This is a genomic window from Methylobacter sp. (genome assembly GCF_004322395.1).
Classification (GTDB): Bacteria; Pseudomonadota; Gammaproteobacteria; order Methylococcales; family Methylomonadaceae; genus Methylobacter_A.
The window spans coordinates 16,160-30,463 of record NZ_SCTW01000063.1 but is presented as its reverse complement, the minus strand read 5'-3'; the positions used below and the strand labels follow the sequence as shown (position 1 = coordinate 30,463).

The 14,304-nt window shown below is 46.4% G+C and carries 17 protein-coding genes; 8 read left to right on the top strand and 9 right to left on the bottom strand.

Going from position 1 to position 14,304, the window contains the following annotated elements; translation table 11 throughout:
* From petA to EPO18_RS09500, 8 genes are all read left to right on the top strand, one after another.
* The coding region (petA, locus tag EPO18_RS09535; protein WP_292433132.1) for a ubiquinol-cytochrome c reductase iron-sulfur subunit at positions 1-507 on the top strand (507 nt) is incomplete at its 5' end.
* Entirely contained in the window at positions 504-1,919 is a 1,416-nt protein-coding gene (locus EPO18_RS09530; protein WP_292433131.1) for a cytochrome b, read from the top strand. The genes petA and EPO18_RS09530, both read left to right, overlap by 4 nt.
* A gap of 1 nt (position 1,920) precedes the next feature.
* Entirely contained in the window at positions 1,921-2,643 is a 723-nt protein-coding gene (locus EPO18_RS09525) for a cytochrome c1 (protein ID WP_292433130.1), read from the top strand.
* Between the two features lie 181 nt (positions 2,644-2,824).
* Positions 2,825-3,430: a glutathione S-transferase N-terminal domain-containing protein gene (locus tag EPO18_RS09520; protein WP_292433133.1), complete on the top strand. Its 606-nt coding sequence runs from the start codon at positions 2,825-2,827 to the stop codon at positions 3,428-3,430.
* Positions 3,431-3,441: 11 nt separating this feature from the next.
* The gene (locus tag EPO18_RS09515) at positions 3,442-3,822 is read left to right on the top strand and encodes a ClpXP protease specificity-enhancing factor (RefSeq protein WP_292433129.1); all 381 of its coding nucleotides are present in this window, start codon (positions 3,442-3,444) and stop codon (positions 3,820-3,822) included.
* Between the two features lie 275 nt (positions 3,823-4,097).
* Positions 4,098-4,664: a c-type cytochrome gene (locus tag EPO18_RS09510; RefSeq protein ID WP_292433128.1), complete on the top strand. Its 567-nt coding sequence runs from the start codon at positions 4,098-4,100 to the stop codon at positions 4,662-4,664.
* 16 nt (positions 4,665-4,680) lie between these two features.
* Complete coding sequence (locus tag EPO18_RS09505; protein WP_292433127.1) at positions 4,681-4,956, top strand: hypothetical protein; 276 nt, start codon at positions 4,681-4,683, stop codon at positions 4,954-4,956.
* Positions 4,957-5,195: 239 nt separating this feature from the next.
* Positions 5,196-7,433 carry a fused MFS/spermidine synthase gene (locus EPO18_RS09500; RefSeq protein ID WP_292433126.1) on the top strand — a complete coding sequence of 746 codons (2,238 nt, stop codon included), beginning with the start codon at positions 5,196-5,198 and terminating at the stop codon, positions 7,431-7,433.
* A 159-nt stretch (positions 7,434-7,592) separates the two neighbouring features.
* Here the strand turns inward: EPO18_RS09500 and EPO18_RS09495 are convergent, their stop codons facing one another.
* The 9 genes from EPO18_RS09495 to EPO18_RS09455 all read right to left on the bottom strand — a co-directional run bounded on the left by EPO18_RS09495 (position 7,593) and on the right by EPO18_RS09455 (position 14,296).
* Positions 7,593-7,817 carry a hypothetical protein gene (locus EPO18_RS09495; RefSeq protein WP_292433125.1) on the bottom strand — a complete coding sequence of 75 codons (225 nt, stop codon included), beginning with the start codon at positions 7,815-7,817 and terminating at the stop codon, positions 7,593-7,595.
* Between the two features lie 48 nt (positions 7,818-7,865).
* A complete protein-coding gene (locus EPO18_RS09490; protein WP_292433124.1) occupies positions 7,866-8,741 on the bottom strand; it encodes a fructosamine kinase family protein in 876 nt (291 codons plus the stop codon).
* Positions 8,741-9,244 (bottom strand): YgjP-like metallopeptidase domain-containing protein, encoded by a 504-nt coding sequence (locus EPO18_RS09485; protein ID WP_292433123.1) that lies wholly within the window; start codon positions 9,242-9,244, stop codon positions 8,741-8,743. The genes EPO18_RS09490 and EPO18_RS09485 overlap by 1 nt, the downstream gene beginning before the upstream one ends.
* 6 nt (positions 9,245-9,250) lie before the next feature.
* Positions 9,251-10,183, bottom strand: a complete 933-nt coding sequence (locus tag EPO18_RS09480) for a hypothetical protein (protein ID WP_292433122.1) — start codon at positions 10,181-10,183, stop codon at positions 9,251-9,253.
* 31 nt (positions 10,184-10,214) lie between these two features.
* Positions 10,215-11,105 carry a carbon-nitrogen hydrolase gene (locus EPO18_RS09475; protein WP_292433121.1) on the bottom strand — a complete coding sequence of 297 codons (891 nt, stop codon included), beginning with the start codon at positions 11,103-11,105 and terminating at the stop codon, positions 10,215-10,217.
* A 184-nt stretch (positions 11,106-11,289) separates the two neighbouring features.
* Positions 11,290-11,886 (bottom strand): DUF2238 domain-containing protein, encoded by a 597-nt coding sequence (locus EPO18_RS09470; protein ID WP_292433120.1) that lies wholly within the window; start codon positions 11,884-11,886, stop codon positions 11,290-11,292.
* A gap of 22 nt (positions 11,887-11,908) precedes the next feature.
* A complete protein-coding gene (locus EPO18_RS09465) occupies positions 11,909-12,361 on the bottom strand; it encodes a glutaredoxin domain-containing protein (RefSeq protein WP_292433119.1) in 453 nt (150 codons plus the stop codon).
* A 35-nt stretch (positions 12,362-12,396) separates the two neighbouring features.
* The gene (locus EPO18_RS09460) at positions 12,397-13,149 is read right to left on the bottom strand and encodes a DUF3313 domain-containing protein (RefSeq protein ID WP_292433118.1); all 753 of its coding nucleotides are present in this window, start codon (positions 13,147-13,149) and stop codon (positions 12,397-12,399) included.
* A gap of 121 nt (positions 13,150-13,270) precedes the next feature.
* Entirely contained in the window at positions 13,271-14,296 is a 1,026-nt protein-coding gene (locus EPO18_RS09455; protein WP_292433117.1) for an agmatine deiminase family protein, read from the bottom strand.
* Positions 14,297-14,304 lie beyond the last annotated feature (8 nt).

Genomic DNA, 14,304 nt, shown 5'->3' with positions numbered 1-14,304 from the left:
CCTTTTCTTGCCCAAATGCAACCAAGCGCCAAGACCATGGCGGCTGGCGCTCCTGTTGAAGTTGACATCAGCAAAATGGAGCCCGGCCAATTAATCAGAGTCGCATGGCGAGGCAAACCGGTCTGGATACTCAACAGGACTCCTCAGGCTCTTGAAACGCTAAAAACGCTGGATAATGAGCTGAGAGATCCTCTTTCTAACGAATCCATACAACCGGAATCCAGTAAAAACCCGGTTCGCTCCATTAAACCGGAAATTTTCGTTGCTGTGGGATTGTGTACCCATTTGGGCTGTTCACCTACGTTTCGTCCCGAGATAGCCCCCACTGATCTTGGCGAAAAGTGGAAAGGCGGATTTTTCTGTCCATGTCATGGCTCTTGGTTTGACTTGGCTGGTCGCGTTTATCGCGGCGTACCTGCGCCAACTAACCTGGAAATCCCCCCTTACCGCTTTATTACCGATACACAGCTAATTATTGGTGAATCCGCAGAGGAAGCAAGCGCATGAAACGTAACCGCGTAACTGAATTTAACGATTGGTTTTTGGAGCGTTTTCCGCTAACCAAACTCTGGAATGAGCACATGGCGCATTACTATGCGCCTAAAAATTTCAATTTCTGGTATTTCTTTGGTTCACTGGCTTTGCTGGTGCTGGTTAACCAGATCCTGACCGGTATATTTTTAACGATGAACTACAAGCCGGATGCCAAACTGGCGTTCGATTCCGTAGAGTACATCATGCGCGATGTGAACTGGGGCTGGCTGATTCGCTACATGCACTCGACAGGTTCGTCGGCGTTTTTCATTGTTGTTTACCTGCACATGTTCAGAGGCTTGCTTTACGGTTCGTTCAAGCATCCCCGAGAGCTGATCTGGATTTTCGGCATGCTGTTGTTTGTCGCCCTGATGGCTGAAGCGTTTATGGGCTATTTATTGCCTTGGGGACAAATGTCCTACTGGGGCGCCCAGGTTATTATCTCGCTGTTCAGCGCCATTCCTGTAATCGGCGATGATTTGTCGCTCTGGATCAGAGGCGACTATGTGGTTTCCGATGCTACCCTGAACCGATTCTTTGCCTTTCATGTTATTGCGGTGCCGCTAGCGTTGGTTATGCTGGTGTTCCTGCATATCGTGGCCTTGCATGAAGTGGGTTCCAACAACCCGGACGGCATTGAAATCAAGGACTCCAAAGATCCCTGGGGACATCCTGTAGATGGTATTCCTTTCCACCCCTATTACACCGTCAAAGATTTGGTCGGCGTGGGCGTGTTTTTGTTGTTTTTCGCCACGGTTATTTTTTATATGCCGGAAATGGGCGGTTACTTCCTTGAGCATGCAAACTTTATCCCTGCCGATTCGATGAAAACCCCGGAACATATTGCACCAGTCTGGTATTTCACACCTTTCTATGCGATCTTGAGGGCGATTCCCGATAAGTTTGCCGGGGTCATCGGCATGGGCGGAGCGATAGTCGTATTGTTCCTGCTGCCTTGGCTGGATCGCAGTCCGGTCAAATCGATTCGTTACCGCGGCGGCATTTATAAAAAGGCTTTATTACTGTTTGTAATCAGTTTCCTGGCGCTGGGCTATTTGGGTACGCAACCGGCAACGCCGACAGCAACAATATTTGCGCGCGTCTTCACCGCGATATACTTCGGTTTCTTCCTGTTAATGCCGCTTTATACGCGATGGGAAAAAACCAAGCCTGTGCCAAGGCGTTTAACCCCAGTACATAGTCTTGAGGAGCAATTACCCGCGTTAATTGAGGAAATTACCGTATTAAAACCAGTAAAACCGGCATCTACTGAAATTGGTCATTCTGCTTTTAAAGGCTCTTCTTTTACCAGACAACCTAATCCCGAAGGCATAAGAAACGTTATCATTCGGTTAGCAAAAAAAGCAATAGGGAGTCTGGATTAATATGAAAAACTTAATAGCGTTACTTTTATTGTTATTAGTGTCTTTTGGGGTTGCCGCCTCGGAAGACATTGAGCTGCAAAAAGCGAATATTGATCTTTCCAATAATGCTTCATTGCAACGGGGAGCGAAACACTTCGTCACTTATTGTCTTGGCTGCCATTCAATCAAGCATATCCGTTATTTGCGTATCGCTCTTGATACCGACATGGATCAAAAGAAGATGTTGCAGGATATTGCGCCGGAAGGAGCCAATATTTACGACCAACTACACACAGCCATGAATGCACATGACGCTGAAAAGTGGTTTGGCACTCAGCCGCCCGACTTGTCGTTAATTGCCAGATCGCGTGGTGCGGATTGGCTGTACAGCTATTTAAAAAGTTACTATATTGATTCAAAAAGTCCTAGAGGGGTAAACAACCTGATTTTCAAGGATACCGCTATGCCTAACCCGCTCTGGCAATTGCAGGGTGAACAGTATGCAGAATCTAGAAAAAACATATGGGATGACGAATATACCAAGTTAGTTATTAAAGAACCCGGGACATTGTCCGAAGGAGAATTTGATATTTTCGTTAATGACTTGGTTAATTTCCTGGTTTATGTCGGCGAACCGGTCCAATTGGAAAGGCAACGTCTCGGAAAATATGTGTTATTCTTTATTTTTATGTTCTTGGTTTTAGCTTATTTGCTAAAGAAAGAATACTGGAAGGACATCCATTAATTCTTGTAAACCACAAAATACAACTATCCGAACTATAGGATGGGCTGATCGAGAAGCCCATCCCATATATCTAACAACTGTAAATAAAAACATTGCCAATCTGTTATAATACTCTTTTTTACTGCCCTATATGTCTTAAAAGAGGTTGTTTTTCGTGACAAATATTACTCGTAAATCTGTAATGACGCTTTTCTCATCCCCAACATGTGCGATGAGCCATTGCGCCCGCTTTGTTTTGCACGAGAAAGGAGTTGTCGCAGACATTGAATATTATGACCCGACCGAGCCGCCTGAGGATTTACTTGAACTTAACCCCAACGGCACGTCACCGACGCTGATTGAACGCGACCTAGTTCTTTATGACTCGCGCATCATCATGGAATATTTGGACGAACGCTTTCCGCACCCTCCTTTGCACCAAATGGATCCGGTTTCACGGGCAAATGCCAGAATGCTGATCAAGCGCATCGACCAGGACTGGTATCAGTTACTCGACGAAATTTTATTTTCCGGAGAGAAAAAATCCGCCCGCTCCAAAAAAATGCTTAGAGAAAGCATTTTGTCGGCCTCGCCTATTTTCGCAGCCAGACCCTATTTTATGAGCGATGAGTTTTCGCTGATCGATTGCGTGATCGCCCCATTACTATGGCGTTTACCCAGTATAGGCATTGATATATCGACACCGAATGAAGCGATCACCAATTATGCCCATCGCATATTCAACAGAGCCGCTTTCAAGCGTAGCTTGAGCGAAATTGAAAAAGAAATGATCGAGCCTTTGAAATAAGCCCCAGCCAAATGACTTCTCTAAAACCCTATTTAATTCGTTCAATTTACGAATGGATTATTGATAATGCCCTAACGCCGCATCTGCTCGTAGACGCAGAAAATACTGCCGCAACCTTACCGCAAGAATTTATCGAAGACGGCAAAATCGTTTTAAATATAAGACCGGAAGCGATACAGGGACTTTCTCTCGGCAACGAGGAAATTGAATTTAATGCCCGATTTAGCGGAAAACCCATGCATATTGTCACACCGATAAGCGCAGTGCTGGCAATCTACGCTAAAGAAAACGGCAAAGGCATGATTTTCGATCAGGAAGAAAATGATGAAGATGAACCGCCACCGCCGGTAAAAAAACCAACAACCAAACCCAATTTACGCATCGTAAAATAACTGTGTTTTTGCTATGTCCAGTGCTATCTGAACATAGCAACCTCTTGGTGTCTTATGCTGTCCGTGAAAGCATATCCCTCATAGACCAGCCCCTCCGATTTGCCAAAAACAAACCTGTCATTTTGCTCACCTACGCACAAGCTTTAACTTTTTTGTTATCAGTTACTCTTTTTAGTTGTATAGTGAAGCTCTATCTGAACAAGGCAGCCCCCTTTCGCTAGCCTCCAATAGATAACAACATATAGATAGCCTAACCCTATCCTATGAGGTGAACCATGAACTCACTACAACAGTCCCTTATCTTATCTTTCTTTCTGTCCGCTTTTTTAGCATTGCCGGTTTCAGCAGCCGATATAAAAGCCGGAGAACAAAAAGCCAACCACTGTGCCAGCTGTCATGGTCAAAAAGGTGACAGCGGCAATGCACAATGGCCCAACTTGGCAGCGCAACAAACGACTTATCTGGTCAATCAGCTCGCAGCATTCAAGGCTGGAAATCGCGTCAATCCGATAATGCAATCGATGGCGGGCCATTTGACAGATGAGGACGTCAACGACCTGACTGCTTACTTTTCCAGCCAGCCCCCCGTTAAAGCCGGCGGCGATCCTGCATTGGCAAAGTCAGGCGAATCCAAAGCCGGTATGTGCCTAGGTTGCCATGGTAACAAGGCTCAAGGCAACGGTCAGTTTCCAAGGCTTGCCGGACAACACCCCGAATACCTCGTACAGCAGCTAAAAGCCTTCAAGGAAGGCTCTCGCAAAAGCGGACCGATGCAAGCCATTACCGCCAACCTGTCTGAAGCGGATTTTAAAGCATTAGCGGCTTATTTTGGATCGCTATAACAACTTAGGTGACAATATGAAAATCAGGAAATATTTTTTACTTTCGGCAACCGTTTTAGCCCTATCCTTATCCGGGACGGCTATTGCAAAACAACCGAGTAATCACGGCAACAAATATCATGAAAGCTCGCCATCAGATTCGAGTCTGCTGAACAGCAATAAGCAATCAGAAGAGGATAGTCTTCGCGGTCAAGACAGAGCCGATGAAAGACAAGAGATTAATCAATCCAGAGACCATGAAAGTCACCATGGCGGCAATAAACCGGAAAAGCAGTCACGAAAAAAACAATAAAGGAAATTGTCTAATTTTGATTTCTAAAAGGCGGGTTATACCGCCTTTTTTTATATCTGAATAAATTTCAAGTCTCCTATAGTCGGCATTAGTTCAAAAGACATCAAGCGAGCGCCTGACGTGATCAGGCTAAGCTTGGACAATGGTGCTTGTTTTAGATACCTATCCCCATCCAAGTCCAAATGCTTTATCATTAGCGCATCAAAAATCAAAAGCCCCAAGGGCTACCTATAAAAATAATGAACCGTCCAGAAGCTACAACCGACCGCAATTTATCCCTGATCTTTTTATTTGCCGCGACCTTATTTACCAGTGCGACTTTGATGTTTGTACTGCAACCCTTGTTCGGGAAGATTTTACTTCCCTTGCTGGGCGGTTCGCCGGCAGTCTGGAATACCTGCATGGTGTTCTATCAGAGTATTTTATTTCTGGGTTATCTTTACGCGCATTATCTTTCTACGCGCTACAGCCAGCATCGCCAAATCCAGATCCATACGGCGCTGATACTGATCAGTTTTCTAGCGCTGCCTTTAGCCTTGCCTGAAAATACAGTTCCGCCGACAGACAGCAACCCGACATTCTGGCTGCTTTGGACTTTATTTCTTGCTATCGGCCTGCCTTTTTTCGTAGTTTCGACAACTGCGCCGCTGATTCAAAAATGGTTCGCCAATGTCGGCCACCATACCAGCCATGACCCTTATTATTTGTATGCAGCCAGCAATACCGGCAGCTTGATTGCGTTGCTGAGTTACCCGTTCCTGCTTGAACCCAATATCGGACTGGCTAACCAGAAAAGTTACTGGGGAGTTGGTTATTTACTTCTGTGCCTGCTGATTGCAGGCTGCGCTTTTGCGCTATGGAAAAGTCGACAAACCGCAGCGCAACAAGAGGACGCAGATACAACTACCGATGAAAATAATCTCAGTCTTGCCACCAAATTGCACTGGCTAGCGCTAGCCTTTGTACCGTCCAGTCTATTGCTGGGCCTGACCAACTTCATCAGCACCGATATTGCCTCGGTGCCGTTGCTGTGGATTATCCCGTTAACGCTGTATTTACTGTCGTTTGTTATTGTCTTTTCCAAATGGAACGACAAAATTCATCCGTTAATGGTGAAGCTGCAACCGATATTCCTGTTGCCGTTTATCGCTTATGCGTTCATTAATCCGGCGGATTTGCCTTATTGGGCTTACCTGATCTTGCACCTGATCGCTTTTTTCTTTGCGGTGATGGTCTGTCACGGCGAGCTGGCGAAATTAAGGCCGCATACCCGGCATTTAACGACCTTCTACTTGATCATGTCATTTGCGGGCATGTTGGGCGGCATGTTCAACACCTTTGTTGCCCCGTTTGTGTTCAACGCCGTGTATGAATACCCGATCATGATTATTGCAGCCTTGCTGTTGCGCCCCGGTCTAAAACTATCGCTGAATACCGGCTTGCTGTTGCAAATAATAGCCCCTGCCCTGCTGGTTATTACCGGAATTATTGTTCATGCGACCGTCGACGATTTACTCCAGTATTTCGATGTCATCGTCATCGGCCTGATAGGCTTAACCTTGTTGACCTATCTGCTCAGAACGCGTCCTGTCGGCTTTGCTTTAATGACCGGCGCCATTATTTTCCTTGCGCTCGGCGTACATAGCCTGTCATCGCACACGCTGTACCAGGAACGGACTTTTTTTGGCGTACTGGCCGTACGTGAAGCCGTATTAACCGATGAACAAGGCAAGCCTGAAAGCTATCATGAGCTGTTTCACGGCACGACCAAGCACGGAGCGCAGCGTCTGGCTGCAAACTTAAGCCAGATACCGTTAACCTATTACAGCCGCCCAGGACCTATGGGACAGCTGTTTAAGGAATACGATAATAACGATCAAGCCTGGAATATCGGCGTAGTCGGATTGGGCGCGGGAGCGCTAGCCTGTTATGCCAAAGATCAACAAAACTGGACGCTGTACGAAATCGATCCGCTGGTGGTAGACATTGCCAGCAACCCCGCCTATTTCAGCTACCTGAGTCAATGCGCCCACAACGCTGCCATGCGCGTCGGCGACGCCCGTTTATCGCTGGAAAAGGAACCGGATCAATATTTTGATTTATTAGTCATGGATGCGTTCAGTTCCGATTCGGTACCCACCCATCTTTTGACCAAGGAAGCGCTGGAGCTTTATTTCAAAAAGCTCAAACCGGGCGGCATACTTGCATTCCATATGACTAACCGCCATTTATCGCTGAAAAAAGTATTATCGATTAATGCGGAAGCCTTGCACTTGGCTTCCTTGATTCAGGAATTCAAACCTCAACAAGAAATCCCGCTGGTGGTTGCAACCGACTGGGTGGTGATGGCGAAGCAAGCCGAAACATTGGAACCGCTACGTTTAAGCCAACTGGGTAAATGGCAAAAAATGCCGTTATATTTTGATATGAAGCCTTGGACTGACGACTTTACTAATATTGTCAGTATTTGGAAATAGGTGTGCATCAACCTAAAAACGTCAGTCAGTCCACGAAAAGCACAAAAGACACGAAAAAATCAAATCAGCCTATTTAACAGCCTTCCCTCGTTCCCATGAGCTACGCTCATCGTTATACACAAGTATCTGCGGGCTGTCGTCATTCCGACAGCCCCTTACCTAGCGATAGGCGAGAAACATGCCGATATACAGACCTTCCAGGTTTTTAAAACCTGGAAGGTCTAACTGGCAACGTTTTCTGAACAGGCGGGACGTTTCGAAAGTTACCTTCTCCCTTCGGCTATGCCCAAGACAGGCATGGCGCTGAATAACTATTTCCGGGGTGACGACTTTTGGGCGAAGTTGTGTATAACGATGAGCGCGCGCTGCGTGGGAACGAGACATTTTGACAGGGTCTCTGGAATATACGCCTCATTCGGCTAAATTTTAGAGCTAATCACTCAGAATTTTTTCAATCATATTCTCTGCCTGATGCAGATAACTTCGCCCAAACAGGTTCAGATGGTTGAGTATATGGTATAAGTTATACAAAGTTTTCCTGCGTGCATAACCCGAATCTAACGGATAAACGGCTTGATAAGCCTGATAAAACGCAGAACCGAAGCCGCCGAACAACTCAGTCATCGCCAGATCGGTTTCCCGGTCGCCAAAATAGCAGGCCGGATCGAAAATAACCGGATTGCCTTGTTCATCTGCGGCCGCATTGCCGCCCCATAAATCGCCATGCAGCAAAGCCGGTTGCGGCTGATAGCCTGAAAACAACGGCTCTAAATTTGTGCAAAGCTTTTCGCCCAATGCCTGCAAGCGGCCGCCATAACCTTTAGCCGCAGCCAGCTTTAATTGATAGCCCAAACGTTGTTCTTGCCAGAATTTAATCCAGTCGTGGTACTGGCCGTTGACTTGCACCGTGCTGCCTATAGTGTTATCGCGGTGCCAACCGAAATAGGGCTGTTCGATAAGATGCTGCCGCGCCAATTGTTGGCCCAGCAGCTGCGCGGAGTTGGTATTCAGGCTATTTAGAGCAATATATTCAAGCACCAAAAAAGCATGGCCGGATGTTTGTCCGCAAGCAATAAGTCCAGGCACCCGGACTGACTGAACTTGAGCCAGGGCTTCCAAACCTGCGGCTTCGGCCTCGAACATCGAGAGTCGGTTCGGGCTATTCAATTTGACAAAAAAACTTAAGTTTTCTGCCTGTAACCGGTAAGCCGCATTAATATCACCGCCGGAGAGCGGTTGAGCCTTGGTCAACTTAAAAGGTTGCCCGGTCGCCGATTCGATATGCTGAATAATAGCTTGCCATTTCATCAGTACAGTTTCCCGAATAAATCCATATGGGTCAGATACAGTCTCATGTCCAATTCGAACCGATGATAAGACGGTTCCATGTGCTCGCATAGCTTGTAAAACGACTTGTTGTGATCTTTTTCTTTTAAATGCGCCAGTTCATGCACGACGATCATCCTTAAAAACTCCAAAGGCACATTTTTAAACAGCGAAGCCACCCGGATTTCGTTTTTTGCCTTGTGATTGCCGCCCTGCACTCTGGAAATAAAAGTATGAAGGCCCAGCGCATGATGAAGATCCTTAATCTTATCGTCATAAATCACCTTGCTAAGCGGCTGGGATTGTTTGAGCAACGCATTTTTCATATCAACGGCATAAGCATACAGCGCCTTATCCGTCCTGATCGTATGAGCAACCGGGTATTTTTTCAGCAGCGTTTCGCCCAGTTTATTGTTACCGATCAGCAGGCGCGCTTGGTCGGTTACATGTTCAGGATAACCGAGTAAATATTTCAATTCCGGCATAGCGAATTATTTCAGCGTATTCAGGATTTGCTCCAGCGGAGCCAGCGAAATAAGCGCCCGGTAAAGAATTGTTTTATCTTCCATCAGGCCGTAACATTCATAATGATAGGGTGACTCTATTGCGCTGCCTATACCGTCTTTCTTTGGTTCGGGCGGTATTTGCCTGATCAGTATATACAGCGCCTCGCCGGATTTTAGTTTAGTAAGATAGCTGCGATCGATGCTGATCTTATGCGACATATACACCAACGGATTGCGTTCGAAATCGTGCTTTTCTAAAACCGCTTTTTCCAGCAATGCGCTGGATATCAGGCTGCACGGAAATATTTCCGGAAACACCACTTTATTTTTAAAAGGGTCGAAAAAAGCATCCTGATCGACCAGGGACCCGCACAAAAAGTTTTTTGCGTTGCTGGTGGTGATGAATTTTCGTTTCAAAAAAAAACTGCTGCCCGCTATAAAAGATCGGTCGGGATGCTGATTGAGGGCACCAAACTGAGGAAGCTCAGGAATAGTCAGAAATAAAGCAAATTTGGATTCGGTTTTATAGCCCAGCAATGCCAGTTCGCCATCCGATTTAACAGTAATCCTGTTACTGAGAATCGTCTCGGGATCTTCTTTAAGCTTCGATGGTTTTATATCGATCGATACAACCTGGCCGGGCTTGACTGCATTAACAAAAGAAAACTGGTAGTTGCTAAAACGCAGGTTTTTATCCCTGATAAGTTTGTTTTCTTTATGTAACTTGCGATGAAGGAAAACCTTGTGCTCAAGCAACGATTCCACTTGAAAGCCGAGCGCAATCGGTCCATTGAACGGGTTGCGATTGATGCGCAACCACCGGTTTCTATCGTGAAACAAATTGAAATCGTCAGTCGCATTACGGGCAACATCAATGTGTATTTGACTAAAAACATCCGAGCTGTCTGACTTATTCATTATGCCTCAACGATAGAATCCTTGGTTTACTTTAATCGATAAAACGTTTGGTCAAATCGCCATATTCATCAATCCGGCGGTCGCGCAAAAACGGCCAGATTTGCCTGACCCGCTCAGACCTTGCATTATCAATTGTGCAACTAAGCACTTTTGTTTCCGAGTCGTTAGCGCTGGTAATAATCTCCCCTTGCGGCCCGGCTATAAAGCTATTGCCCCAAAAGTTAATGCCAGTACCTGTAGCCGAATTCGGCGCTTGCTCAAAGCCGATGCGGTTGCAGGCAATGACTGGAATTCCATTGGCGACAGCATGGGCACGCTGAATAGTAATCCAGGCATCCAGTTGGCGCTGTTGTTCCTCGGGCGTATCTTCCGGATCCCAGCCTATCGCGGTCGGGTAAATCAACATATCCGCACCGGCCAAAGCCATCAACCTCGCACCCTCAGGGTACCATTGATCCCAGCAAACCAATACGCCTAATTTGCCGATAGAGGTTTCGATAGGCTTAAAGCCCAAATCGCCCGGCGTGAAATAGTATTTTTCATAAAAGCCCGGATCGTCTGGAATATGCATTTTTCGGTACTTACCGGCAATACTGCCATCCTTATCAAAAACGACGGCGGTATTGTGATAAAGCCCAGGCGCCCGTTTTTCGAAAATAGTCGATACGATGACGATGCCAAGTTCATTAGCCACATCCGATAAAATTGCCGTAGTCGGGCCGGGAATAGGCTGGGCAAGATTATAGTTATTATAATCTTCGTTCTGGCAAAAATACGGCCCCAGATGCAGCTCAGGCAATACGACCAAGTCGGCATTTGCGGCTGCGGCTTCATGGATTTTTGCTATCGAAAAATCAAGATTAGTCTGTCTGTCTTCATCGCAAGGCTGTTGAACAGCGCTAACGGTTAATGTTGATTTCATGATGATTGTGTGTTGGTGGTTTCTAACGTGCTTTATTTTACAACGATTTAAGGATAGAAATGACAAAACTGTAGTATCTTCGCGAAAAATAAGGCGTATTTATCATTTCCATACCCATGCGCGTATCGTTATATAAATGTTATCTCGGAGTTAACATTCCGATAGAGAATCACATCAAGCCACCCTACCCCATCAACCTATCGATATGCCGGTCATGAACACGACTTAACAGCACCAATGCCAGTATCGCTCCAAACAGCGCACAAACCATATCTGATTGAGTATCCCATGCGTAACCTTGAGTGCCCAAAAACGCCTCGGCCGCTTTCTGGCTTAATAATGCAACCCACCATTCAATCAACTCGTAAAAAGCGCTTATGGCAAGACAGATACAGATAACCAGAAAATTAAGCCATTTGATATTTTCGAGCACATGATTCCTGATCAGGATTTCCCTGGCGATTATCGCCGGGGTAAAACCCTGCACAAAATGGCCGACTTTATCGTAATTATTGCGATCGAAATTAAAACTGTCCTTGAGCCAGTCGAACAGTGGAACTTCCGCGTAAGTGTAATGCCCGCCGATCATTAAAATAAGGCTGTGGATCAGGATCAAGTTATAAGCCAAATCCGTTAAGCGGAATTTCCGGCGCGTCGCGATAAGCACAATAAAAGCGACCACCGCCGGCGCTGTTTCAAGCATCCAAGTCAGATAATCTTTAGGATAAATTCCCGACCACACCAATACAGAGAAAAATATCCCCAACCATGTTTTATTCATAGATTAGCCTTGATCGATTACCTTATTTTTTTGCTAAGGCTTCTTGATATGATTCTTCGCTAAAGCCACGGATAGTGACGCCATTAATGACTGCCAGCGGGATGCCGCTATAATCCGGGGCAAGCGTTTTTTTGCGCGCTGCGGCATCAAGGTCGTGTTCAATATCGTATGTATTAAAGTCGATATCATTCTTGCGCAGAAAGGCCATAGCTTTTTTGCAATAAGGACACCACTGGGTCATGTAAAGATCGACTTTCGGCGCTGCGGCGGTAACGACCGCCTTATCAGTAACCGGCGCCGGTTGCGATGATTTTGTTTGAAGATCGTTGCGGTTTTCTACGGAGGCCGGATTAGCGGGTTTTGATCCTGAGAAATGCGACTTCCCATTGGCGTCGGTCCATTTGTAGATTTCGGCCTGGACGGGGAAGACGAATGTCAGTGTAAACAACAGAACAAGCGCTGGGTTAATAGTCATGGTGGATTCCGGGTAAATTGTTTAGACAGTTAAGTTTATTCAGGCTCTGGGCAGTCAGTATGCCCCTGTTTCCTGCAAAGCTGATAGTTTAATTGACTTGCCCAGTATTGATAGGCTTGTTCAACATCATCCAAGCTGTCGAAAGCCCCCATTATTGTTTTCCCGCCTGCCCGGCAGTCTGCCGAAGCCATCAGTAATTCACCTGTTTGTGAATCGATGATTTTTCCTTCAACACTGGCCTTACCCACGAAAGATTCAGTGCCTGTCGCCAATCTTTTTAGCAGCGACAAGGCGCGGGCCGAAGGGTAGACAGCCGTATAAAAATCCAGCAGCAATATCGAAGATTCCGCATCGGTGATCGCAAATTGAACGCGCAACGTATTAGGCCCGGGATGAGCTACCAGTGTAAAATTCTTCTTTAGGGCTTCCCGCATCCTGTATTCAAAAAGTTCTGTCAGCCTGTGGTTCTCGGCGTGGGTCATTTCATTGAGATCGGAATCAGGCAGTTTGCTGGTAATGACAGGTTCTAAAATAATCTTTTTATAAGCCGCCCAGTTAGTGCCTTCTTTCCAGAAGCTTAATAAAGCATCGCCATCTTCGCCGTCTTTAAGCAGGGAGTAATCGTCCAGGAAATGCGACGTTTCGACATATCTGGCCTGATAAGTCCTTGCACAACCGGCGCTGAGCAGGACAAGGATAATGACTGTAATACGATGAATGATCGGCATGTATAGGCAGGATTGATTTTTGAGATTTATAAAAATAGACAAGTTCAATGAGGCTACCATTAATTACCCCAGTTATGCAGGGCGCGACTTAGCAAATCTGTTTGGAAAAGATTTGCATTAACCCAAAGGGTATCAGGCAGGATAGCCTGACATGACGCCGCGCCCTGACAAGATTGCAATATTAACCGTTAGCTCTCAGCGCCCCTTCAGGAAACTGCATCGTCATGCAATGCAGGCTACCATACTGATGCACTAAGGGTTGGCAAGGAACACCAATAACCTTGCGATCCGGGAAGCAACCGGCCAAGCGCTCTAGTGCAACCGCATCCATCGGATCGCCGTAAGCCGGTACCAGCACGGCGCGATTAATGATCAAAAAGTTGGAATAATTGGCCGGCAGCTGCTGTCCGTCCTCATCATAGATCGGTTGCGGCAACGGCAGCGCCACCAAATGATAGACGTCTCCATCCTGAGTCCGAAGCCCTTGCAACTGCGTTTCCATGAATTTCAAGCTGTTGTAATGCGGGTCTTCGGCATCGTCGCAGCTGGTGTAAGCGATGGTGTTAGCCGAGCAAAAGCGCGCCAGGGTGTCGATATGGGCATCGGTGTCGTCGCCGGTCAGGTTTTCCTGATCGAGCCAGAACACCCGTTTTGCACCCAAGTGCTTTAGCAATTGCTGTTCAATATCCTGTTGGCTCAGGCCTTTGTTCCTATTCGGATTTAACAGGCATTGTTTGGTGGTCAGGATGGTGTCTATGCCGTCGCTTTCGACGCTGCCGCCTTCCAATATAAAATCTATATCGGTGTGGCTGGCGCCTTTAAAGGGTTTGGCGTTTAGCAGTTTGTGATTGAGGTCATTGTCGTTTTGGTGCGAGTATTTCTCTCCCCAGCCATTAAAAAGAAAGTTCATGTGCATACTTGCGCCGTCTTTTTCGACGGTAAGAAAAACGGTGTCCCTAACCCAGATGTCATTCACGGGAGCGTGAATGAAGTCGATATTATCGATCTTGCCTAGTAAGGTCTGGATATGTTGCTGATGGCTGTCGTCCCTGCAAACGATAAGCAGTTTTTGGTATTGGTTGATGGTATCGGCAATAACGCTATAGGATTGTTCTACAGCTTCAAGGTTGCGAAAATCGCCGGTTTTATGCGGCCATGCGATTAATACGGCGGATTGTTTTTCCCACTCGGCTGGAAATCTATTCATGGTTTTTA

What these genes read in the sequence shown, in the direction of transcription:
- EPO18_RS09530 (WP_292433131.1), top strand. Translation starts at nt 504, where the DNA reads ATGAAACGTAACCGCGTAACTGAATTTAACGATTGGTTTTTGGAGCGT.
- EPO18_RS09525 (WP_292433130.1), top strand. Translation starts at nt 1,921, where the DNA reads ATGAAAAACTTAATAGCGTTACTTTTATTGTTATTAGTGTCTTTTGGG.
- EPO18_RS09520 (WP_292433133.1), top strand. Translation starts at nt 2,825, where the DNA reads ATGACGCTTTTCTCATCCCCAACATGTGCGATGAGCCATTGCGCCCGC.
- EPO18_RS09515 (WP_292433129.1), top strand. Translation starts at nt 3,442, where the DNA reads ATGACTTCTCTAAAACCCTATTTAATTCGTTCAATTTACGAATGGATT.
- EPO18_RS09510 (WP_292433128.1), top strand. Translation starts at nt 4,098, where the DNA reads ATGAACTCACTACAACAGTCCCTTATCTTATCTTTCTTTCTGTCCGCT.
- EPO18_RS09505 (WP_292433127.1), top strand. Translation starts at nt 4,681, where the DNA reads ATGAAAATCAGGAAATATTTTTTACTTTCGGCAACCGTTTTAGCCCTA.
- EPO18_RS09500 (WP_292433126.1), top strand. Translation starts at nt 5,196, where the DNA reads ATGAACCGTCCAGAAGCTACAACCGACCGCAATTTATCCCTGATCTTT.
- EPO18_RS09495 (WP_292433125.1), bottom strand. Translation starts at nt 7,817, where the DNA reads ATGTCTCGTTCCCACGCAGCGCGCGCTCATCGTTATACACAACTTCGC.
- EPO18_RS09490 (WP_292433124.1), bottom strand. Translation starts at nt 8,741, where the DNA reads ATGAAATGGCAAGCTATTATTCAGCATATCGAATCGGCGACCGGGCAA.
- EPO18_RS09485 (WP_292433123.1), bottom strand. Translation starts at nt 9,244, where the DNA reads ATGCCGGAATTGAAATATTTACTCGGTTATCCTGAACATGTAACCGAC.
- EPO18_RS09480 (WP_292433122.1), bottom strand. Translation starts at nt 10,183, where the DNA reads ATGAATAAGTCAGACAGCTCGGATGTTTTTAGTCAAATACACATTGAT.
- EPO18_RS09475 (WP_292433121.1), bottom strand. Translation starts at nt 11,105, where the DNA reads ATGAAATCAACATTAACCGTTAGCGCTGTTCAACAGCCTTGCGATGAA.
- EPO18_RS09470 (WP_292433120.1), bottom strand. Translation starts at nt 11,886, where the DNA reads ATGAATAAAACATGGTTGGGGATATTTTTCTCTGTATTGGTGTGGTCG.
- EPO18_RS09465 (WP_292433119.1), bottom strand. Translation starts at nt 12,361, where the DNA reads ATGACTATTAACCCAGCGCTTGTTCTGTTGTTTACACTGACATTCGTC.
- EPO18_RS09460 (WP_292433118.1), bottom strand. Translation starts at nt 13,149, where the DNA reads ATGGTAGCCTCATTGAACTTGTCTATTTTTATAAATCTCAAAAATCAA.
- EPO18_RS09455 (WP_292433117.1), bottom strand. Translation starts at nt 14,296, where the DNA reads ATGAATAGATTTCCAGCCGAGTGGGAAAAACAATCCGCCGTATTAATC.